The following is a 21,977-nucleotide window of genomic DNA, read 5'->3' as shown; positions in this document are numbered from 1 at the left end:
GTTAGGGTGAGGGCCGCCCCAAGCGCAGAGGCATCTCGTAGGAGCGGGCCCATGGGGCGCTGCTACAGGATCACCATCACCATCACCATCGCCATCGCCATCGCCATCGCGGGTGACTACATCCGATCCAGCGGAATCCGCAGATAGCGCACGCCATTGGCTTCGGCCTCCGGCAACACGCCGCCACGCATGTTCACCTGGATCGACGGCCAGATCAGCGCCGGTGCGTTCAGCGTCGCATCCCGGGCCACGCGCATGGCGACGAAGGCATCCTCGCTGATGCCATCGTGGACATGCACGTTTTCCCTGCGCTCGCGTTCGACCGTGGTCTGGTGCTGGTGCTCCTCGCGCCCCTCCGTCAGGTAGTCGTGGCAGAGGAGCAGCCGGGTCGAATCGGGCAGCGCGAACAGCCGCTGGATCGAACGGTACAACTGCCGCGCATCGCCGCCGGGGAAATCGCAGCGGGCGGTGCCGTAGTCGGGCATGAACAGCGTGTCGCCGACGAAGGCCGCATCGCCGATGCGGTAGGTCATGCAGGCCGGCGTGTGGCCGGGAGTGTGCAGGGCTTCGGCGTGCAGGCTGCCGATGCGGAAGGTCTCGCCGTCCGCGAACAGATGGTCGAACTGGCTGCCGTCGCAAGGGAAGTCTTCGCCCAGGTTGAACAGCCCGGCAAAGGTGCGCTGCACCTGGGCAATGCTGGAGCCGATGGCCAGGCCTCCGCCCAGTTCGCCCTTGAGCCACGCCGATGCGGACAGGTGGTCCGCATGCAGATGGGTTTCCAGCAGCCATTCCACCGTCAGGCCCTGTTCGCGCACATAGGCCACGATGCGCCGGGCGCTGTCATGGCTGACCCGGCCCGCTGCGGCGTCATAGTCCAGCACCGGGTCGACAATGGCGCAACGGCTCGTCGCGGGGTCGGCGACCACGTAGCTGTAGGTGGACGTGGCAGTATCGAAGAAGTGCTGAATGCGGGCGGTCATGCCGGGTTCCTTGCTGTCGGGGCCGGAGCGCCGAGCGCTTTCTCGTAGCGCCAGGCATCGCTGCCGTCTTCGTAGAAACCGGCGCTGCGGGCAAAGCGGACGTAGCCGCTGCGCTGGTAAAGGCCAATGGCGCTGGCGTTATCGGTGCGCACTTCCAGACGCAGGCGCCGGCAACCGCGCGCCCGGGCCTGCTCTTCGCAGCGCTCCAGCAGCGCAGCGCCAAGACCCTGCCCTCGCGCTTGCCAGGAAATCGCCAGGGAGTATAGGCGGGCGATCTCCGAGCCCCGTTTCAACAGGAGCAACGCGTAACCCAGCAACCCGCCATCACGTTCGGCGACCAGCAGGATGGCGCTGGGTGCTCCGATCAGTCGGCGAAAGCTGCGGCCACTGATGCGATCCTGCTCGAAACACGCCTCTTCCAGCTCCAGCAAGTTCACCAGATCGGCCGGCGCGGCAAGGCGATATAACAGCGACATGGGCACTCCGTAAAACTTTCGTAATGAACCGGGACATTTCAGAAAGTTGCTGCTTAATAGACACACGGCAACTTCCAGACAGGTCCGTGAACAATGTCCTCGTTACACACTAACTTCCATGAAAAGTTCAGCGCAAGTTCCCTGCATGTCGTCGCCGACACCTCTGCGGAGCCTCCTTCAGCGAGGGCCAGCCGGGTTCTGATCATCGTCGAGCGCAAGGAAGACTGGGCGTCCTATATTCCCAGCGAAGATATGCTGAGCGCCCGCGAGTACCTGGAAGATTCGCATCAGTTCGAATCGGGAAAGCGCTTCCAGGTCATCAACCTGTGCCGCCACTATAAATATCTCGGCCACGGTTATTACTGTTCACTATTGGCCGAAGCACGGGGCCACAAGGTGATTCCGTCGGTACGCACCATCAGCGAACTGGCGAAGAAATCCCTCTACGGCCTGGCCCTGGACGGCCTGGAAAGATCCCTGGAAAAAGCCCTCGCCCAGCATCCCTGCGCCAGCACCGACGGCTTCACCCTGCGCCTGTATTTCGGCCATACGGAGCTTGAGCCACTGCAGCCCATCGCCCGCCAACTGTTCGAGGCCTTCCCCTGCCCCATCCTGCTGGTGGACTTCCGCCGCACCGACGCCTGGCACATCGCGGGAATCCGCCCCGGCGCGCTGCACAAGCTGCGCGATAACCAGGAGGACCAGTTCGCCGACGCCCTCGACCGTTTCAGCCGGCGCGTCTGGCGCCAGCCCAATTCGCGGCGCCTGGCGCGCTACGACCTGGCCGTCCTACACAACCCGGCGGAAAGCCTGCCGCCCTCCAATGCCGGCGCCCTGGAAGGCTTCGTCCGGGTCGGCCGGCAACTGGGCATCGACGTCGAGTTGATCGAGAAAAAGGACTACGCGCGGCTGGCCGAGTACGACGCCCTGCTGATCCGCGAGACCACCAGCGTTGACGACCACACCTATCGCTTCGCCAAGAAAGCCGAGAGCGAGGGGCTGATCGTGATGGACGACCCGGCGTCGATCCTGCGCTGCACCAACAAGGTCTATCTCACCGATCTGCTGCGCAACCACGGCCTGGGCATGCCGGACACGGAAATCCTCTACAAGGACAACCCCCAGGAACTGGAGCGCGTCGGCGCGCGGCTGGGCTTCCCGCTGGTGCTGAAGATCCCCGACGGCTGCTTCTCCCGTGGCGTCTACAAGGTCGAGGACGCCCAGCAGCTGCGCAGCGTCAGCGCGCAGCTGTTCGAGCACTCGGTGCTGCTGCTCGCCCAGGAGTACCTCTACACCGAGTTCGACTGGCGCATCGGCATCCTCAACCGCCAGCCACTGTTCGCCTGCCAGTACTTCATGTCGCGCGGGCACTGGCAGATCGTCCAGCACCAGGCCGATGGCGAGGTGATCGGCGAGTGCCGCACGCTGCCGGTGGAAAGCGCGCCGCCCGCCGTCGTCGAGCTGGCACTGAAGACCGCCAACCTGATCGGCGACGGCCTTTACGGCGTCGACCTGAAGGAGGTGGACGGCGAAGTGGTGGTGATCGAAGTGAACGACAACCCCAACCTCGACGCCGGCATCGAGGATGCCTGCCTCAAGGACGACCTCTACCGCCGGGTGCTGGAGGAGTTCATCCGCCGCCTGGAACTCAAGCGCCGCGGCCAGGCGCTCTGAGCGCACCGCCCAAGGAGAAGCCCATGGAAGCCACACAGATCGGCCTGACCATCCTGATCGCCATCGTCGTGTTCGGCACCGCGATCAATTACTTCGACCACCGCATGAAGCCACGCGAGGTGCGCGAACAGGCCCGGCGCAAGGCTCAGCCAAAGCGCACGCAGTAGATCGGCGGCAGGTTGGCGGACAGGCATTGCCAGTGGTCGCCGCCATTCTCCGACAACCACAGGCCACCGGTGGTGGAGCCCATCGCCAGACAGGCGCCGTCATCGTCGATGGCCAGGCCGTGGCGATAGACCAGGTCGAAGGCGGCGCCCTGGGGCAACCCGCCATCGAGTACCTCGAAGCTGGCGCCGCCATCGCGGGTACGGGTGACGACGAAGCGGGCGTCCACCGGAATGCGGCAGACGTCCTTCACCGCCGGAACGAACCACGCCGTGCCCGGCCGTGTCGGGTGGACGGCGACGGCGAAACCGAAACTCGAGGGTTCGACCGGTACGTCGTTCCAGCGCAAGCCGCCATCGGTGGAGGTGAAGATGCCATTGTGGTGCTGCACCCACAGGCGATCCGGCTGTGCCGGGCAATGCACCAGGCGGTGCGGGTCCTGGATGGCGCCCTCTTCGCGCAACTCCGGCGGCATGTAGTCGGCGTACATGCCGGCGGTGCTCAGGCGCCAACTGGCGCCGCCGTCATCGCTCTGCCAGACGCCGCCGCAGGATACGGCGACGGTCAGGTGCCGGCTGTCGCGCGGGTCGACGCTGACCGAGTGAATCCCCGGCCAGTCATAGCCGCCACCCATCCAGCGCGAGCGCTCGGGCACATCCCAGAGCGGGCGGTTCAGCTCCCAGCTGTCGCCGCCGTCGTTGCTGCGGAACAGGCCGCCGGGAATGGTGCCGGCCCAGAGCACGCCGGGTTCGGCGGCGCCACCGGTTTCCAGGCACCAGATCTGTTGCAGGGTCCAGGGCGCGGGCGGCGCTTCGCCTTCCGCGGGTTCGGGCAGCGGGTCGGGTTGCGGCGGATAGGTCGGCACGCTGACTTCCTGCCAATCCTCCCCCGCGCGCTGGCGCCACAGCTTGCAGCCGAAGTGACCGAGGTTGAGCGCGGCGTAGAGAGTGTCGTCGCGCGGATCGGCGAGCACCGTGCTCAGGGGCTCGCCGATGAAGTCGCGGCGGCATTCCCGCCAGCCATCCGCGCCACGCTGGAAGGTGAACAGGCCCTTGCGGGTTGCCACCAGCAGTCGATCATCCATTCTGCTCTCCTGAATTGCCGCCGCGTCTCAACCACCGCTCAAGGCCTGCACCACGTAGACCTCGCTGTCCGCCGCCAGCGCATCGCTGAGGCGGGCGCGGTCCCGCAGGCGCAGCCCGTCGATGAAAATCGTCAGGTGCCGACGCAATCCGCCCTGGTCGTCCAGCAGGTAGCCGCGCAGCTTCGGCGCTTCGGCGAAGATCATTTCCAATGCGCCGGACAAGGTATCCGCGGTCAGCTCGCGCTCCTCGATGGGAACGTGACGCTGGATCGACGGGGCGAAGGCGATACGGCACATGGGCGAACTCGCAACGGGCGCTGACTGCACCAGTCTAGGGCAGGCGCGACGGGTGCTCCGAGCGCTTCGACGGGATGCGCGGTAGCCACGGGAGAGGCTCTGGAACGGCCTTCGCGGCAGTCCTTCCCCGGCATTCAGTTTCGATAACACGAAACCAAACGTCGTGAAAATCACATTTAACAAACCCATCCGCCGTGCGAGTCTCCGGGAATCGTCAGCCATAACCTTCGACATGCATCTGCTCGTTTCGCCCGCATCGCTGGAACCCGTCGCCGCCCGCAAGGCCGGCAGCGCTGTCCGCCTGCCGCGCAAACATGCCCGCTGGCTCGAACTGCAACCGCTGACCCTGCCTCTCGAACTGGCCTTCTGGGCGCTCTGGCACTGCCGCCACGCCCGTCCACCGGACAGCACCTCTCGCTGACCGGGCGTCATCGCCCGGATTCCCTCGACGGAACTACGCTCAAGGACTGGCACAACGCCGTTCTCGAACAAGACGTAGCCCGTTGCATCGCTTGCCTGCCTTCAATCCTGCGCCTGTCGGCGCGGCCCTGGCCTGCAGGTCGTCAGCGCATCCGTGTGGATGCTAACGAGAGCCCCATGAATTTCGCCTCCGTGCAAGAAGCCCAGTATTTCCTGGCCCAGAACCCCGATATCGAGATGGTCGAGCTGTTCATCCTCGACGCCAACGGCGTGCCGCGCGGCAAGCTGCTGCACCGCGAGGAACTGCTCGCCGTGTACCAGTCCGGCCGGCCGCTGCCCAGCACCATTCTCGGCCTCACCCTGCACGGGGAGGATGTGGAGGATTCCGGGCTGGTCTGGGACGTGGGTGACATCGACTGCCGCGCCTATCCCCTGCAAGGCAGCCTGGTGCGCCTGCCCTGGCGGCAGATTCCCACAGCAGCGGTGCAGGTCAGCATGCACCCGGAGGAAGGCAAGCCAGCCGACATCGCCGACCCGCGCCACGTGCTGCTGCGCGTGATCGACGGCCTCAAGGCCGATGGCTACCACCCGGTGATGGCCTGCGAGCTGGAGTTCTACCTGCTGGACGCCAAGCGCGATGCCAATGGCCGCCCGCAACCGGCGCTGGACGCCGACGGCGGTCGCCCGCGCGCCACGCAGGTTTATGGCCTGCGCGAGCTGGAGCAGATCGAGCCGTTCCTCGCCGACCTCTATGCCGCCTGCAAGGCCCAGGGCATTCCGGCGCGCACGGCGATTTCCGAATACGCGCCGGGCCAGGTGGAGATCACCCTGGAACACGGCGACGCGCTGCTCGCCATGGACCAGGCCGTGCGCTACAAGCGCCTGGTGAAAGGCGTGGCACACAAGCACGGCATGCAGGCCTGCTTCATGGCCAAGCCGTTCGACGACCTGGCCGGCACCGGCATGCACATGCACGTTTCCCTGGCTGACGCCGAGGGCAACAATCTCTACGCCAGCGAAGACCCTGCCGGCACTCCGCTGCTGCGTCAGTCCGTGGGCGGCATGCTGAAAAGCCTGCTCGACTCGCTGCTGCTGTTCTGCCCCAACGCCAACTCCTACCGCCGCTTCCAGGCCAACAGCTACGCGCCGCTGGCGCCGACCTGGGGCTGCGATAACCGCACCGTGAGCCTGCGCGTCCCGGGCGGCCCGGCCAACACCCGGCACGTCGAGCACCGCATCTGTGGCGCCGATGCCAACCCGTACCTGGCTGCCGCCGCCATCCTCGCCGGTATCCATCGCGGCATCCGCGAGGCCATCGATCCGGGCGCGCCGGTGGAAGGCAACGGCTACGCCCAGGCCAAGGAGCTGCTGCCCACCGACTGGCTCACCTCGCTGCGCGCGCTGGAGCGCTCCAGCTGGGCCCGCGATGCCCTGGGGCACGAATTCCTCGGTGTCTACCTGAAGGTCAAGCAGGCGGAGTACCGCCAGTTCATGGGCGAGGTCGGCGAGCAGGACTGGCGCTGGTATCTGACGCAGGCTTGAGGCTGTGCTGATAGAACTGCAGCGCCCCTCACCCCAGCCCTCTCCTACAGGGAGAGGGGGCCGTCCGTGCCGAGACGAGCTTTTCGCTCACTGATGCACCCGGCGAGAACCCAACTTCAAAGCCCGCTCCGATCAGTCCCCTCTCCCTCTGGGAGAGAGTCAGGGTGAGGGAGAAGGGCCAAACGAACGAACAAGAAAGGAACACCGTAATGAACGCCGCTGTTAACCCCGCCACGCCCGCCCCTGAGCGCGCGAAGTCCTATTACTCCGCGAGCCTCAACGAAGAGACCAGCTATCCCACGCTGCAGGGCGAGGTGAACGTCGACATCGCCATCATCGGCGGCGGCTTCACCGGCGTCGCCACCGCCGTGGAGTTGGCCGAGCGCGGCTACAAGGTCGCCATCGTCGAGACCAACAAGGTCGGCTGGGGCGCCAGCGGGCGCAACGGCGGGCAGGTCACCGGCAGCCTCTCCGGCGATTCCGCCATGGAAAAGCAGATGCGCCAGTGGCTCGGCGACGACGTCGACGACTTCATCTGGCACCTGCGCTGGCGCGGCCACGAGATCATCAAGAGCCGCGTGGAGAAATACGGCATCCAGTGCGACCTGAAGTTCGGCCACCTGCACGCGGCGATGAAGCCGTCGCACATGGACGAACTGAAGGCCACCTTCGATGACGCCAAACGCCGCGGCATGGGCGACGAGATCAGCCTGCTGGACGGCGCCGGCGTGCGCGCGCACCTGGAAAGCGACCTCTACTGCGGCGCCATCAAGAACACCCGCAACATGCACCTGCACCCGCTCAACCTGTGCATCGGCGAAGCCAAGGCCGCCGCCAGCCTGGGCGCGCTGATCTTCGAACACTCCGAAGTGCTGGACATCATCCACGGCCCGCGCCCGGCGGTGGTCACCTCCGGCGGCCGGATCAACGCCGCGCAGGTGATGCTCGCCGGCGACGTCTACCACAAGCTGGAGCGCAAGCAGCTCAAGGGCATGATCTTCCCGGCCATGGGCGGCATCGTCACCACCAAGCCGCTGGGCGAGCTGGCCAAGCGCATCAACCCGCAGGACCTGGCCGTCTACGACTGCCGCTTCGTGCTCGACTACTACCGCATGACCGGCGACGGCCGCCTGCTTTTCGGCGGCGGCGCCAACTACTCGGGCCGCGACTCCCGCGACATCGCCGGCGAACTGCGCCCCTGCATCGAGCGCACCTTCCCGGCGCTCAAGGGCGTGGACATCGAGTTCCAGTGGAGCTGCGCCATGGGCATCGTGATGAACCGCATCCCGCAGCTGGGCAAGCTGTCGGAGAACGTCTGGTACTGCCAGGGCTACTCCGGCCACGGCGTGGCGACCACCCACATCATGGGCGAGATCATGGCCACGGCGATGACCGGCGACCTGGAGAAGTTCGATACCTTCGCCCAGTGCAAGCACATCCGCGTGCCCATGGGCGACGTCTTCGGCAACCCGATGCTGGCGGCGGGCATGTGGTACTACCAGATGATGGAGAAGCTGCGCTAACGGCCAGCTTCACAGTCCGCTCCTACGCAGGCTGGCAAGGCCGAGGTTGCCGTTGCGCACGAACCGCTCTTTGTAGGAGCGAACTTGCTCGCGAACCTGGCCCCGCAGCGACGCCGTTCGCGAGCAAGCTCGCTCCTACAGGAAAGCCGTGCTCCGCGCTCTGACTCTTGCTCTAGAGGATTTCCAGAAAAACTTCCGCGCACTCCGAACCGCCCCGTTCAGGAGGCCTCGTCGAAGCGGAGTTTCAGGGGTTGAGCGACATGGATGTCGCGAGAGCCGCGATGGGCCAAGGATGGCCCTTCGCGGCGTGCCCCTGAAACTTCGCTTCAACGAGGGTATTTTTCGCCCCAAGCGAAAAACCGGATGATTGGGGCAAGACCTTTGCCTCCTTTGGGGCGTTTGCCAAAGGAGGTCGCCCGCGGGGGCGAAACAAGGAGTCCCAGCGCACGCCGATGCGGCGCGTAAACACCCGAGCCGAAACATCACCTCTGCAACATAAAGGGCGAGGCTGGCTCCGGCGCTTCGGGGAAGACACGGGAAACGCCCCGCAACAACCGCCCTCTCCGCCCGTACCCGCAGCCACTCGACACCACCGCCCCGCTCAGGGATAAAGGCTCCACTTCGCGCACCAGGAGTGAGCAGCCATGCGTTTCCCCTCGATGACCGCCCTGCGCGTGCTGGACGCCGTCGCCCGCCTGGGCAGCCTGTCCGGCGCGGCGAGCGAGCTGAGCCTGACCCGCAGCGCGGTCAGCCACCAGTTGCACAGCCTGGAAGACTGCCTGGGCATCCCGCTGACCGAACGGGTTGGCCGCGGCATTGCGCTGACCTACCACGGCGAATGCTTCGCCCGCGAAACCCAGCGCGCCCTGGCCATCCTCAACGAGGCGCGGCGCTTCGCCAACGCCGAGGAAGTCTCCGGCCGCCTGTGCGTGAGCTGCACGCCGGGCTTCGCCACGTACTGGCTGTGCCACCAGATCGGCAAGTTCCAGCGCGCTCACCCGCAGGTGGAGCTGAATCTGGTTTCCCCCCGCGTCCCCGACGATGTCAGCGATCGTGACGTCGACCTGTTCATCGCCTACGGCGTGGGCGACTGGCAGGACCTGCACGTGGACCTGATCGCCACCCTGGACACCTTCCCGGTGTGCAGCCCGTCGCTGATCAACTCCGTCGGCGGCCTCGATTCGCCGGAAGACCTCGCCAGCCTGCCGTTCCTGCACATGGTCGATCACTCCGACTGGCTGCTGTGGACCGCCGCTGCCGGGGTGAAGAACCTCAACGTGCGCAACGGCATCGTCTTCTCCGACGCGCACCTGGTGCAATCGGCGGCCATCGCCGGGCAAGGCGTGGCCATGGGCGATGCGCTGGTCAGCGGCGACGCCATGGCCAAGGGGCAGTTGGTGCGCCTGTTCAACGTCGCCATCGAGCCGCCCAATCGCTACTACTTCGTCACCGACCCGGCCAAGTCCGAACGCCCCGACGTACGGGCCTTCAAGGCCTGGATGAAGGCCGAGCTGCGGATGTCCGAGCAGTTCCGCCAGAATGCGCGCCACGCGCTGATTGGTGAGTGATTTCGAACAATGAGGGCAAAAAAACGCGATTGAAGCGAAGAGAGATTTGACAATACTGCGTTAAAAAAAGGCCGCTGATTTTTACCTGATCCTCACCCGGCGGCTGCTCGAACAAGAACAAGAAATCGAGGTAAGTGCAGTGGAGCGACAGCCCCAACTACGTGCGATCGGCATCGGCAAGAGCTACGGCAGTTTCAACGCGCTGGATGGCGTGAACATCGACATCCAGCAGGGTGAGTTCCTCACTCTCCTTGGCCCCTCGGGCTCCGGCAAGACCACCTTCCTGATGATCCTCGCCGGCTTCCAGGACCCATCCCGCGGTCGTCTGGAGGAAGGCGGCGCCGACATCACCAGGCGCCCCGCCGAGAAGCGCAACTTCGGCATGGTGTTCCAGGGCTACGCCCTGTTCCCGCACATGAGCATCGAGGACAACGTCGCCTTCCCGCTGAAGATCCGCGGGGTGAAGGCCGAGGAACGCAACCGCCGCGTGCGCCACATGCTGGAAGTGGTCGGCCTCGGCGAGCACCTGGGCAAGCGCCCCGGCGAGCTCTCCGGCGGCCAGCAGCAACGCGTCGCCATCGCCCGTGCCCTGGTCTTCGAACCGGACATGCTGCTGCTCGACGAACCGCTCTCCGCCCTCGACAAGAACCTGCGCGAGCAACTGCAGGCTGAGCTGCAACGCATCCACCGCCAGGTCGGCACCACCTTCGTCTTCGTCACCCACGACCAGAACGAAGCCCTCGCCCTGTCCACTCGCATCGCCATCTTCAACCGTGGCCAACTGGCCCAGGTCGACGCGCCGGAAATCATCTACAACCAGCCGAACAACCGCTTCGTCGCCGAATTCCTCGGCAAGATGAACCTCTTCCCGCTGAGCCAGGTGGGCCGCGCCGGCGAGCTGGCCTGCGGGCGCTTCGGCGAGACCGAACTGCGCGCCAGCTACTCTCCCGCCCTGCAGGCCGACGCGCCGCTGCTGGCGGTACGCCCCGAGCACATGCAGCTGCACAGCGCTCCGCCACAGGTGAATGGCCACAACGTGGTGCAGGCCGTGCTGACCGCCAAGACCTACCAGGGCGCCAGCACCGAGCTGTGCCTGGGTGCCGGCGCCGAAGGCAAGTTGCCCATGAGCCTGGCCGTACACGCCGACCACCAGGCCTCGCGCCTGGAGCACGGCTCGAAGGTCTGGCTGAGCTGGCCCATCGAGAAAAGCCTGCTGCTGGCCTGAGCCGCCGAACGCGTTAGTCCCCTTTTCGCCATCCCACCTGATCGGGAGCTGCCCCCATGTTCAATCCGAAAGAGTTCAATCCGCACCAGCAAGACTGCATCGAAGTCCTCATCGAGAAGACCCGTCGCGGCCAGATCGACCGCCGTACCTTCCTCAAGGGCATGGGCCTGATGGCCGCCCTGCCGCTGGCCCTGCGCAACGGCGTGAGCTTCGCCGCCGGCGACAAGCCGCTGGTGGTGGTGAACTGGGGCGGCGACGCCATCAAGGCCTTCGGCAAAGCCTGGACCGAGGGCTTCTCCAAGGCCACCGGCATCCCGACCAAGATCGACGGCAGCGGCCCCACCGAGGGCGCCATCCGCACCCAGCTGTCCAGCGGCCGGGTGAGCTGGGACGTGGTCGACGCGGAAAGCTCGATCCTGCAGAACCTCGGCAAGGAAGGCCTGGTGCAGCCGATCGACTACAACGTCGTCTCCAGGGACAAGGTGCTGCCCGGCTTCGCCTACGAATACGGCATCGCCGACTACATGCTCAGCTACGTGATCGCCTACGACAGCGAGCGCTTCGGCGACAAGGTGCCGAAGACCTGGGCGGACTTCTGGGACGTGAAGACCTTCCCCGGCAAGCGCACCCTCTACAAGTGGATGAACGGCATGCTGGAGGCCGCGCTGCTGGCCGACGGCGTGACGCCGGACAAGCTCTACCCGCTGGACGTGCCGCGCGCCATGAAGAAAATCGAGGAGCTGAAGCCCCACGTACTGGCCTTCTGGGGCTCGGGCGCGGAAACCCAGCAGTTGCTGATCGAGGGCGAAGTGTCCATGGGCGCAATCTGGAACACCCGCGCCCAGGTAATCACCGAGGACAGCGAAGACCGCATCAAGTGGACCTTCGACAACGCCCTGCTGGGCTGCAGCAACTGGGGCGTGCTCAAGGGCAACCCGGCCGGCACCGAGGCCGCGATGAAGTTCATCGCCTACGCCCAGGACCCGCAATCCCAGGTCGAGCTGTTCAAGATGTTCGGCAACGGCCCGGCCAACCCCGCCGCCGCCGCGCTGATCCCCGAGGACCGCAAGCACCTCAACTGCACCGATCCGGCAAACCTGCCCAAGCAGATCATGCTCAGCCACGAGTGGTACACCGACCACTACGCGGCGACCCTGGAGCAGTACCTGACCCACATTTCCAAGTGACGCGGAGCGCAGGTCATGGCCGATAACGCCCCCTCGCGGCTGAAGCTGGGCGCCCTGCTGCTGCCGCTGCCGGTTGTCCTGTTCGTGTTCTACGTACTGCCCTTCCTCGGCGTGCTCGGCTGGAGCGTGACCCTGCCGGAGCCGGGGATCGAGCAGTACCAGCGGATCATGACGGACCCGGCGATCCACGACGTGCTCTGGCGGACCTTCCGCCTGTGCACCACGGTCAGCGTGATCTCCCTGCTGATCGCCTACCTGATGGCCTATTGCTGGGTCTACAGCCCGCCGTTCTGGCAGCGCGTGGTGGAAATCTGCGTGTTCATCCCGTTCTGGCTGTCGGTGCTGGTGCGTGCCTTCGGCTGGCTGATCGCCCTGCGCAGCAACGGGCTGCTCAACGACTGGCTGCAGTACCTGGGCATCACCAACGAGCCCTTGCAGCTCACGCGCAACGAACTGGGGGTAGTGATCGGCATGGTCCACTTCATGGTGCCCTTCGCGCTGTTCCCGCTGGTCTCGACCATGCGCCGCCTCGACCCGCGCGTGCTGCTGGCCGCGCGCGGCCTGGGCGCCGGGCAGATGCGCACCTTCTGGAGCATCTTCGTGCCGCAGACCATTCCCGGCATCCTCGGCGCCTTCATCATCGTCTTCGTGTTCTGCCTGGGCTTCTTCATCACCCCGGCGATCCTCGGCGGTGGGCAGACGGTGATGGTGGCCGAGTACGTCTACCTGCAGATGTTCCAGACCAGCAACTGGGGCCTGGGTGCGGCGCTTTCAGTGGTGCTGCTGGCATTGGTGAGCGGGATGATCTGGGCGCTGTTGCGCATGACCCGCGTCGACAAGCTGGTCGGCTGAGGAAAGAGGTACTCATTGATGAACGCACACGAAACCAAAGCCCCCAGCCGCCTGCTGGCGACCATGGCGATGATCTTCATGATCTTCCCGCTGCTGGCGGTGATTCCGGTGTCCTTCACCAGCAAGCGCTTCCTCTCGATGCCCAACGGCAACTGGTCGCTGCGGCATTACCAGGCGCTACTGGACAGCCCGGAATGGCTCTCGGCGATCAGCCAGAGCCTGATCGTCGCCACCGCCACCTGCATCATCGCCACCGCCCTGGCGGTGAGCTTCAGCCTCGGCATCTGGTACCTGCGCTCGCGCCTGGCGACCCTGCTGATCGGCCTGGTGCTGCTGCCCATGGCGATCCCGCCGATGATCTCGGCGATGGTCCTGTACTTCATGGAAACCAAGGTCAGCCAGTTCGCCCCGGGCCTGGGCTACGACACCCTGGTCGGCCTGACCATCGCGCACATCGTGATGGTGGTGCCCTACGGCGTGGTGACCATGCTGGTGGCGCTCAGCCAGCTGGACCGACGCATCGAGCTGGCCGCGCGCAACCTCGGCGCGAGCCTGGGCCAGACCACCTTCATGGTGGTGCTGCCGAACCTCAAGCTGGGCGTGGCGAGCACGGCGCTGCTGTGCTTTGCGCTGAGCTGGGAGGAGATCGCGGTGACGCTGTTCGTTACCAGCACCGAGGTGAACACGTTGCCCCGGCAGATCTGGTCCGGCCTGCGCGACAACATCGACCCGGCGGTGGCGGCGATTTCGGTGGTGCTGATCGCCCTGACCTTCGTCGCGCTGATCGGGCGAATGATCGCCCAGAAGATTGCAGCACGCCCGGCAGGAAGCTGAAGCCTTTCCCTGTAGGAGCGAGCTTGCTCGCGAACAGATCCCCCGGCAGCTCCGGCGCTGGGCGGTTCGCGAGCAAGCTCGCTCCTACAAAAAAGCGCTATCGCCAGTGATTCTGCGGCCGAGACTCAGCGTAAGAGCGGACTCTGTCCCCGATCGCGCATCGGCCACTCCCTGCGACAACCGAGCGGCGCAAAGTCATCGCGGACGAAGTCCGCTCCCCGCGAATCCGAGCCTGTAGGAGCGAGCTTGCTCGCGAACAGATCTCCCGGCAGCTCCGACGCTGGGAGGTTCGCGAGCATGCTCGCTCCTACAGAACAGCGCTATCGCCGGTGATTCTGCGGCCGAGACTCAGCGTAGGAACGGGCTCCGTCCGCGATCGCGCATCGGCCACTCCCTGCGACAACCGAGCGGCGCAAAGACATCGCGGACGAAGTCCGCTCACCGCGAATCCGAGCCTGTAGGAGCGAGCTTGCTCGCGAACAGGTCCCCCGGCAGCTCTGGCGCTGGGCGGTTCGCGAGCAAGCTCGCTCCTACAGAACAGCGCTATCGCCGCTGACTCTGCGGCCGAGACTCAGCGTAGGAGCGGACTCCGTCCGCGATCGCGCATCGGCCACTCCCTGCGACAACCGAGCGGCGCAAAGACATCGCGGACGAAGTCCGCTCCCCGCAAATCCGAGCCTGTAGGAGCGAGCTTGCTCGCGAACAGATCCCCCGGCAGCTCTGGCGCTGGGCGGTTCGCGAGCAAGCTCGCTCCTACAGAACAGCGCTATCGCCGGTGACTCTGCGGCCGAAACTCAGCGTAGGAGCGGTATCGGCAGAACGATCAGTCCGCCTTCTTGCGAATCCAGTACAGGTAGGTCCCCGCCTCTTCCTGCTGCTCCACCAGCTCGTGGCCGAGGAACACGCAGAACTTGGGAATGTCACGGCGCGTGGAAGGGTCGGTGGCGATCACCTTGAGCAGGCCGCCGGCCGGCAGGTCGCGCACCTTGTTGTGCAACATCATGACCGGCTCGGGGCAGTTCAGGCCGGTGGCGTCGAGAATCGCATCGACTGGCTGGGACATCGGGTAACTCCAGAAAAACCAATGGCGCATTGTCGCGCAAAGCGCACCATGCGGTCACCTCGCGTCCGTCCGGGTCACCCAACCTTGGTTGGGGGTGGGCGCTGCGGGCGCCGGGCATGCTGGCGCACCTGCCTGATCCGCCTGGAGTTCCGATGCGCGCCCTTCTCTGCCTGTGCCTCGCCCTGCTCGCCGGCTGCGCCGCCCGCGACCAGGTTCCGGACTTCAGCGCCAGCCGCGGCCAGGACCTGCCGGCCACCTGGTTCGAGGCAGTCATCGTCGCGCGCGACGGCACGCGGCTTTCCGCCACGGTCTTCCAGCCCGCGCTGAAGGCCGGCGAAACGGCCCCGGTCATCGTCCACACCCACGGCTGGGGCGGCTGGCGGGTGACCGGGCCGGAGGGTTACTACGGCAAGAACATGATGTCCGGCCGCGCCGCCTTGCGCGCCTGGAAGGCCGGCTTCTGGGTGGTCAGCTACGACCAGCGTGGCTGGGGCGGCAGCGACGGGCGCATCGAGATGATGAACCCGCAGTTCGAGGTCCAGGATGCCAGCGCGGTGATCGACTGGGCCGCCACGCACCTGGCACGGCTGACCATGGACGGCCCGAACGACCCGCGCGTCGGCATGCTCGGCGAGAGCTACGGAGGCGCCGTGCAGCTATTGGCCTCGGCGGAAGACCCGCGCATCGACGCCATCGTGCCCATCGCCACCTGGTACGACCTGGCCGACGCCCTGGCGCCGGATGGCCAGCTGAAGATCGGCTGGGGCGGCGTACTGGTCAGCCTCGGCCTCGCCACAGGCTACGACCTGGGCAAGTTCGTCCAGGCCGATTACCTGCACACCAGCGGCGGCCGTATGGCCGCGCCGGTGCAAGCCGAGCTGCACGCCAACAGTCTTGCCAGCTATTGCGCGGCGGGCCGCCTGCCCCATGCCGACGCCCTGCTGATACAGGGCCTGCGCGACACCCTGTTCCCGCTGGACCAGGGCCTGCAGATCCGCCAGTGCCTGAAGCAGGGCCCGGCCGACGTGCGCCTGCTCGGCATGCAGGGCGGCCATATCCTGCCGCCGCCCCTGCAAGCCTGGAGCGGATTGCCGCCGTTCAACAACGAGCCGGTGATCCATTGCGGCTCGCGTGCGATCAATCTCTATACCGGCATCGTCGCCTGGTACGAGGAGAAGCTGCGCAAGCGCCCTGGCGCCGCCGACGGCGTGCCGGACCTGTGCATCAGCCTCGATCTCGACCAGGGAATGGCGCTGGACGACCTGCCTCCTCCGGGCGCCACCGTCGCACTGCCGGCCACGGCGCTCCGGCCGGCATTGAGTGGCCTGGTGCAGCCTTCGACGTTCATCCCCTTGCAGCGCGTGGGCGAAGCCAGCGCCTTGCTCGGCAGCGCCGAAGTGCGCCTGGATCAACCGCTGACGGAACGCCCGGACGCACAGGTTTTCGCGGCCCTGGCGATCCGCAGCGCCGATGGCCGCACGCGGCGCCTGGATGAACAGGTAAAACCCCTGGCGAACCAGGGCAGCACACGCCTCAACGCCGTCAGCGCCAGCCTTGCCCCGGGGGACGAGATCGGCTTGCAGGTGAGCGGTTTCAGCGACCAGTACCTGTTCAACAGCTCCTGGCGTTTCTCGGAGGTGGAGTTGCAGGGCGAAGTGCAGCTACCGAGCCTGGTGCCGCTGCAGCCGCGTGTGGCGGAGCGTCGATAAATACGCATCGGTCGTCGAACCGTAGGATGGCGTGGAGCGAAGCGATACCCATCAATGGCCCGCGAGCAATCACGGCAGACATCGTGTTCGACGGGTTGTCAGCATCGGGCAAGCGCTGCGCCGAGCGGTTCGCGAGCAAGCTCGCTCCTACAGGTTTGCATCGGCGCACTGTTTGTAGGAGCGAGCTTGCTCGCGAACAGAGCCGCACCAACGCTTCCCGGCGAAACGCCTAACGCAACGGCCCGTCCGGCGCCTCGTCCAGCTGCGCCAGCAGCATCGGCTGGCCATCGCCTTCGGCGGGCAGCAACGCCCACTGCTCCTTCTTGCCGAGGCGGCGATAGACCTGCTTCACCTGGCTGCCCAGCGGCAGCGGCGCCTTGAAGTGCGCGTCCAGGCGCACGTTCTCCGCCAGGCGACGGCCGGTGAGGCTGCGCGCCAGGCCCCACATGCCGTGGGCGAAGGGTTTGCCGAAGCCGTAATGCGAGGCCATCAGCCGCGACAGGTGCAGTGGGTTGAAGTCGCCGCTCAGCCCGGCATAGCGCCAGCCGACGATCTTCGGCACGCGCCACTGCACGCCGGAATGCACCGGCGCTTCCAGTGTGTGCCACTGGGCGCGCTCGGGCAGCGGATCGGCTTTGGCCTCGGCATCGAGGAAGTCGCCGCGGCGCAGGTAGGTGGTGATCGACTGCCAGTAGAGCATGTCGTGGTGCCAGGCCTCGGTGACCACATCCACCTCCAGCCCAAGCTCGCTGCGTCGACTGGTGAGAATGCGGCAATCGAACTGCAGCGGTTCGTTCTCGTCGAGCATGCGGTAGCGCTGGATGTGGCTGCGCAGGTGGATCAGCCCCACGACCGACAGCGGCATGCGCGAGCGGCTGAGCAGACGCAGGTGCAGCGGCAGGCTGATCACCTGCGGATAGAGCAGCGGCACGCCCAGCGCCGGATCGAGCCCGAAGTGCTGGCGGTAGGCGCGCAGGTGGCGCAGGTCGAATTTCAGGGTGCGGCTGTCCATCGCCAGGTAAGGCACGCGCTCATCGCGGCCAAGGCCGCGGCGCGGCAGCAGCATGCGGCTGTAACTGCCCAGGAGGGAGGGCAACTTTCGCTTCACGAAGGTCTCCGCAAGGATTCGCGCCGCACAGCATGGGCAATGCCGGGCGGCGCGGCAAGTCACCGAAGGTCGGGTGGCGTGGCCGGGCAGTTCCGCGCCGCTAGCGCTCGCCCCTCTCGATGCGGCGCAGGTGGCAGGTTACTTCCTCACGGTCGTGGTAGAGCTGCTTGCAGCCGATCTGCACTTTCAGCCCGCGCTCGCGGAAGGACTCTTCCAGGCGATCAAGGATGCGCCGTACCTCGGCGTAGCGCTGTTTCATCGGTAGCTTGAGGTTGACGATGGCCTCGCGGCAGAGTCCCTCGCCGATCCAGGTTTCGATCATCGCGCCCGTGCGCGCGGGCTTCTCGACGATGTCGCAGACCATCCAGTCCATGCGCTGGCGCGGACGGAAGGCGTAACCATCAACGCGCTGGTGCTCCACCAGCCCGGAGTACATCAGGTTCTCCGCCATCGGCCCGTTGTCCACGGCGACCACGCGCATCTCGCGGTTCACCAGTTGCCAGGTCCAGCCGCCGGGCGACGCGCCCAGGTCCACGGCGAGCATGTCCGGCGCCAGACGGCGATCCCAGTCGGCGCGGGGGATGAAGTGGTGCCAGGCTTCTTCCAGCTTGAGCGTCGAGCGGCTGGGCGCCTCGCGAGGGAACTTCAGGCGCGGGATGCCCATCGGCCACATGGCGCAGTTGCGCGCCTCGGCCAGACCGATGAACGCCTCGCGACCGGAGCGGAAGGTCAGCAGCAGGCGCGGCAGGCTCGGGTCTTCCACCAGCTTGCCGGCTTTCACCAGGGCCGCGCGCAGGGGCTTCTCGAACTTGCGGCAGAAGGTCGACAGCTCCTTGCCGTCGTTGGTGTCGAACACCTCCAGCCAGAGGCTGCCGCACTGCGGGAAACCGGCCAGGGCCTCGAGGATCGCGCCGATACGGTCCGTTTCCGGCAACGCGGTGAAACCGCTACCACGCGCCCACTGGCGCGGGAAGATCAGCTCGGGAAAGCGCAGTTGGCGCATCAGGCGCTCGGCGCCATCGGCGTCCATGCAGATAAATTCGGCGTAGGCGCTAGCCGGCTTGGCGCGGGCGTAGCCGGGAATGTCCAGGCGCGCGGCGTGCTCGGACAGCTCGGCGCAGACCTCGTTCTCGAAGCCCGGCCGGCAGTGCAGTAACAGGGTATTCATCGGGGTGTCTCCTCGGCCGCGCACTATAGAGGCTGCCCACGAAGGTTTCATGCAGATTCGCAGGAATAGTCCCACAGACAGAGTCATTTGTTCTGAACCCGTTCGCCAAGCGAACGGTCCAGAACAGATGGCAACACCCCGTCGGACGGTCTAGCTTGAGTGTTCTGGCCTAACCGCCCAGAAGACTGCCCGATGATTGCCCTGCATGGCGAAATTTGCCGTCAATCGCGCTTTTTCTGCGATGGATCAGCTCGGTTGAGCGCACTTTCGCCAAGTATCGCTAGCGCACCCGAGATCAGCCGTGCCTGACGATCACGAGCAGAATCCAAGCCTGAGGAGAATGTCATGCCCGCAGTGGATAGCCTGAACAGCCTGCGTACCCTGGAGGTCGCCGGCAAGACCTATCACTACTACAGCCTGCCTGAAGCGGCGAAGAGTCTAGGGGACCTGGGCAAGCTGCCGATGTCCCTGAAAGTCCTGCTGGAAAACCTGTTGCGCTGGGAGGACGGCAACACCGTCACCGGCGACGACCTCAAGGCCCTGGCCGGCTGGCTGAAGACGCGCAGCTCCGAGCGCGAAATCCAGTACCGCCCCGCCCGCGTGCTGATGCAGGATTTCACCGGCGTGCCGGCGGTGGTCGACCTCGCCGCCATGCGTGACGCCATGGCCAAGGCCGGTGGTGATCCGCAGAAGATCAACCCGCTGTCGCCGGTCGACCTGGTCATCGACCACTCGGTAATGGTCGACAAGTTCGCCAGCCAGTCCGCCTTCGCGCAGAACGTCGAGATCGAGATGGAGCGCAACGGCGAGCGTTATGCCTTCCTGCGCTGGGGTCAGAACGCCTTCGACAACTTCCGCGTGGTACCGCCGGGCACCGGCATCTGCCACCAGGTCAACCTGGAGTACCTGGGGCGCACCGTGTGGACCAAGGACGAGGACGGCCGCACCTACGCCTTCCCTGACACGCTGGTCGGTACCGACTCGCACACCACCATGATCAACGGCCTCGGCGTGCTCGGCTGGGGCGTGGGCGGCATCGAGGCGGAAGCGGCGATGCTCGGCCAGCCGGTGTCGATGCTGATCCCCGAGGTGATCGGCTTCAAGCTCACCGGCAAGCTGAAGGAAGGCATCACCGCCACCGACCTGGTGCTGACCGTCACCCAGATGCTGCGCAAGAAAGGTGTCGTCGGAAAATTCGTCGAATTCTACGGCGACGGCCTCGCCGACCTGCCGCTGGCCGACCGCGCCACCATCGCCAACATGGCCCCGGAATACGGCGCCACCTGCGGTTTCTTCCCGGTGGACGAGATCACCCTGGGCTACCTGCGCCTGTCCGGCCGCCCGGAAGATGCCGTGAAGCTGGTGGAGGCTTACAGCAAGGCCCAGGGCCTGTGGCGCGAGAAAGGCCACGAGCCGGTGTTCACCGACTCCCTGCAACTGGACATGGGTGATGTCGAAGCCAGCCTCGCCGGCCCCAAGCGTCCGCAGGATCGAGTCGCCCTCGGCCACGTCAGCCAGGCCTTCGATGACTTCCTCGGTCTGCAGATCAAACCCGTGCCCAGCGAAGAAGGCCGCCTGCTCAATGAGGGCGGCGGCGGTGCGGCCGTTGGCGCGTCCAGCGCGACTGGCGAAGCCGACTACCAGCACGAGGGCCATACGCATCGGCTGAAGAACGGCGCCGTGGTGATCGCCGCCATCACCTCCTGCACCAACACCTCCAACCCCAGCGTGATGATGGCCGCCGGCCTGCTGGCGAAGAAGGCGCTGGAGAAGGGCCTGCAGCGCAAGCCCTGGGTAAAGAGTTCGCTCGCCCCGGGCTCCAAGGTGGTCACCGACTACTTCCGCGCCGCCGGCCTGACCCGCTACCTCGATGAACTTGGCTTCGACCTGGTGGGTTATGGCTGCACCACCTGCATCGGCAACTCGGGCCCGCTGCTGGAGCCCATCGAGAAAGCAGTGCAGCAGGCCGACCTGACCGTCGCCTCGGTGCTCTCCGGCAACCGCAACTTCGAGGGCCGCGTGCATCCGCTGGTGAAAACCAACTGGCTGGCCTCGCCGCCGCTGGTGGTCGCCTACGCCCTGGCCGGCACGGTACGCACCGACCTCACCAGGGACCCGCTGGGTACCGGCAAGGATGGCCAGCCGGTCTATCTGAAGGACATCTGGCCAACCCAGCAGGAAATTGCCGACGCCGTACAGAAGGTCGACACGGCGATGTTCCACAAGGAATATGCCGAAGTCTTCCAGGGTGATGAGAAATGGCGCGCGATCCAGGTGCCGGACGCCCAGACCTACGTCTGGCAGAACGATTCCACCTACATCCAGCATCCGCCGTTCTTCGAGCACATCGCCGACGCACCGCCAAAGGTCGAGGACATCAACGGCGCCAGCATCCTCGCGGTGCTGGGCGACTCGGTGACCACCGACCACATCTCCCCCGCCGGCAACATCAAGAAGGACAGCCCCGCCGGTCGCTACCTCAGCGAGCACGGCGTGGCCTACGCCGACTTCAACTCCTACGGCTCGCGGCGTGGCAACCATGAGGTGATGATGCGCGGCACCTTCGCCAACATCCGCATCAGGAACGAGATGCTCGGCGGCGAGGAAGGCGGCAATACCCTCTACGTGCCCACCGGCGACAAGCTGGCGATCTACGACGCCGCCATGCGCTACCAGCAGGACGGCACGCCGCTGGTCATCGTGGCGGGCAAGGAGTACGGCACCGGGTCGTCGCGCGACTGGGCGGCCAAGGGCACCAACCTGCTGGGCGTGAAGGCAGTGATCGCCGAGAGCTTCGAGCGCATCCACCGTTCCAACCTGGTGGGCATGGGTGTATTGCCGCTGCAGTTCAAGGATGGCCAGGACCGCAAGGCGCTCAAGCTGACCGGCAAGGAAGTGCTGAGCATCAGCGGCCTGTCCGGTGCGCTGAAGCCGCACATGAACCTGAAAGTCACGGTGAAGCGCGAGGACGGCAGCGAGGACAGCTTCGAGATGCTCTGCCGCATCGATACCCAGAACGAAGTCGAGTACTTCAAGGCCGGCGGCATCCTCCATTATGTGCTGCGCAGCCTGATCTAGAGCGGAGCGGCGGCCTGCAACGGG

19 protein-coding genes are annotated in these 21,977 nt (G+C 66.0%); 12 read left to right on the top strand and 7 right to left on the bottom strand.

The features are described 5' to 3' along the window. Positions 1-116 precede the first annotated feature (116 nt). A complete protein-coding gene (locus L6D89_RS03450) occupies positions 117-980 on the bottom strand; it encodes an MBL fold metallo-hydrolase (RefSeq protein WP_236198738.1) in 864 nt (287 codons plus the stop codon). After that, positions 977-1,456 (bottom strand): GNAT family N-acetyltransferase, encoded by a 480-nt coding sequence (locus L6D89_RS03445; RefSeq protein WP_236170709.1) that lies wholly within the window; start codon positions 1,454-1,456, stop codon positions 977-979. The genes L6D89_RS03450 and L6D89_RS03445 overlap by 4 nt, the downstream gene beginning before the upstream one ends. Positions 1,457-1,549: 93 nt before the next feature. Here L6D89_RS03445 and L6D89_RS03440 point away from each other — a divergent pair, with 93 nt between their 5' ends. Both L6D89_RS03440 and L6D89_RS03435 read left to right on the top strand, forming a co-directional pair. Continuing rightward, positions 1,550-3,130, top strand: a complete 1,581-nt coding sequence (locus L6D89_RS03440; protein WP_236198737.1) for a RimK family protein — start codon at positions 1,550-1,552, stop codon at positions 3,128-3,130. Between the two features lie 23 nt (positions 3,131-3,153). Next, the gene (locus L6D89_RS03435) at positions 3,154-3,297 is read left to right on the top strand and encodes a hypothetical protein (RefSeq protein ID WP_236198736.1); all 144 of its coding nucleotides are present in this window, start codon (positions 3,154-3,156) and stop codon (positions 3,295-3,297) included. On the opposite strand, the gene L6D89_RS03430 is transcribed toward L6D89_RS03435, so the two are convergent. Both L6D89_RS03430 and L6D89_RS03425 read right to left on the bottom strand, forming a co-directional pair. Further along, positions 3,276-4,379, bottom strand: coding sequence for a WD40/YVTN/BNR-like repeat-containing protein (locus L6D89_RS03430; protein WP_236170712.1), 1,104 nt, complete (start codon positions 4,377-4,379; stop codon positions 3,276-3,278). The two genes, L6D89_RS03435 and L6D89_RS03430, sit on opposite strands and share 22 nt — an antisense overlap. A gap of 27 nt (positions 4,380-4,406) precedes the next feature. Next, entirely contained in the window at positions 4,407-4,676 is a 270-nt protein-coding gene (locus L6D89_RS03425) for a ubiquitin family protein (RefSeq protein WP_236198735.1), read from the bottom strand. A gap of 232 nt (positions 4,677-4,908) precedes the next feature. Between L6D89_RS03425 and L6D89_RS03420 the strand changes: the two genes are divergently transcribed. The 8 genes from L6D89_RS03420 (at position 4,909) to L6D89_RS03385 (ending at position 13,827) form a co-directional block, all read left to right on the top strand. Further along, positions 4,909-5,097, top strand: a complete 189-nt coding sequence (locus L6D89_RS03420; RefSeq protein WP_024763537.1) for a hypothetical protein — start codon at positions 4,909-4,911, stop codon at positions 5,095-5,097. A 176-nt stretch (positions 5,098-5,273) separates the two neighbouring features. Beyond that, entirely contained in the window at positions 5,274-6,638 is a 1,365-nt protein-coding gene (locus tag L6D89_RS03415) for a glutamine synthetase family protein (protein WP_236170713.1), read from the top strand. 209 nt (positions 6,639-6,847) lie between these two features. Continuing rightward, positions 6,848-8,161, top strand: coding sequence for an NAD(P)/FAD-dependent oxidoreductase (locus L6D89_RS03410; protein ID WP_236198734.1), 1,314 nt, complete (start codon positions 6,848-6,850; stop codon positions 8,159-8,161). A 644-nt stretch (positions 8,162-8,805) separates the two neighbouring features. Next, positions 8,806-9,729 (top strand): LysR substrate-binding domain-containing protein, encoded by a 924-nt coding sequence (locus L6D89_RS03405; protein WP_037018793.1) that lies wholly within the window; start codon positions 8,806-8,808, stop codon positions 9,727-9,729. A 139-nt stretch (positions 9,730-9,868) separates the two neighbouring features. Further along, on the top strand, positions 9,869-10,954 hold the full coding sequence (locus tag L6D89_RS03400) for an ABC transporter ATP-binding protein (protein WP_236198733.1): 1,086 nt from the start codon (positions 9,869-9,871) through the stop codon (positions 10,952-10,954). A 56-nt stretch (positions 10,955-11,010) separates the two neighbouring features. After that, a complete protein-coding gene (locus L6D89_RS03395) occupies positions 11,011-12,141 on the top strand; it encodes an ABC transporter substrate-binding protein (protein ID WP_236170716.1) in 1,131 nt (376 codons plus the stop codon). A 15-nt stretch (positions 12,142-12,156) separates the two neighbouring features. Continuing rightward, complete coding sequence (locus L6D89_RS03390) at positions 12,157-12,993, top strand: ABC transporter permease (protein WP_236170717.1); 837 nt, start codon at positions 12,157-12,159, stop codon at positions 12,991-12,993. A gap of 18 nt (positions 12,994-13,011) precedes the next feature. Further along, on the top strand, positions 13,012-13,827 hold the full coding sequence (locus tag L6D89_RS03385) for an ABC transporter permease (protein WP_236170718.1): 816 nt from the start codon (positions 13,012-13,014) through the stop codon (positions 13,825-13,827). Between the two features lie 823 nt (positions 13,828-14,650). Here the strand turns inward: L6D89_RS03385 and tusA are convergent. Then, positions 14,651-14,890, bottom strand: coding sequence for a sulfurtransferase TusA (gene tusA, locus L6D89_RS03380; RefSeq protein ID WP_043251558.1), 240 nt, complete (start codon positions 14,888-14,890; stop codon positions 14,651-14,653). Between the two features lie 152 nt (positions 14,891-15,042). Between tusA and L6D89_RS03375 the strand changes: the two genes are divergently transcribed. Then, a complete protein-coding gene (locus L6D89_RS03375; RefSeq protein WP_236198732.1) occupies positions 15,043-16,599 on the top strand; it encodes an alpha/beta hydrolase in 1,557 nt (518 codons plus the stop codon). 229 nt (positions 16,600-16,828) lie between these two features. Here L6D89_RS03375 and L6D89_RS03370 read toward each other — a convergent pair whose 3' ends face one another. Beyond that, positions 16,829-17,707 (bottom strand): MaoC family dehydratase, encoded by an 879-nt coding sequence (locus L6D89_RS03370; RefSeq protein WP_236198731.1) that lies wholly within the window; start codon positions 17,705-17,707, stop codon positions 16,829-16,831. Positions 17,708-17,807: 100 nt separating this feature from the next. Further along, on the bottom strand, positions 17,808-18,875 hold the full coding sequence (gene rlmM, locus L6D89_RS03365; protein ID WP_236198730.1) for a 23S rRNA (cytidine(2498)-2'-O)-methyltransferase RlmM: 1,068 nt from the start codon (positions 18,873-18,875) through the stop codon (positions 17,808-17,810). A gap of 345 nt (positions 18,876-19,220) precedes the next feature. On the opposite strand from rlmM, the gene acnA reads away from it, so the two are divergent. Continuing rightward, positions 19,221-21,953: an aconitate hydratase AcnA gene (acnA, locus tag L6D89_RS03360; RefSeq protein WP_236198729.1), complete on the top strand. Its 2,733-nt coding sequence runs from the start codon at positions 19,221-19,223 to the stop codon at positions 21,951-21,953. Positions 21,954-21,977 lie beyond the last annotated feature (24 nt).

It is taken from the genome of Pseudomonas pseudonitroreducens, assembly GCF_021603645.1.
GTDB classification, from domain to species: domain Bacteria; phylum Pseudomonadota; class Gammaproteobacteria; order Pseudomonadales; family Pseudomonadaceae; genus Pseudomonas; species Pseudomonas pseudonitroreducens.
Note: the sequence above shows the minus strand (reverse complement) of the source record. Positions and strands in the feature narration are given on the sequence as shown.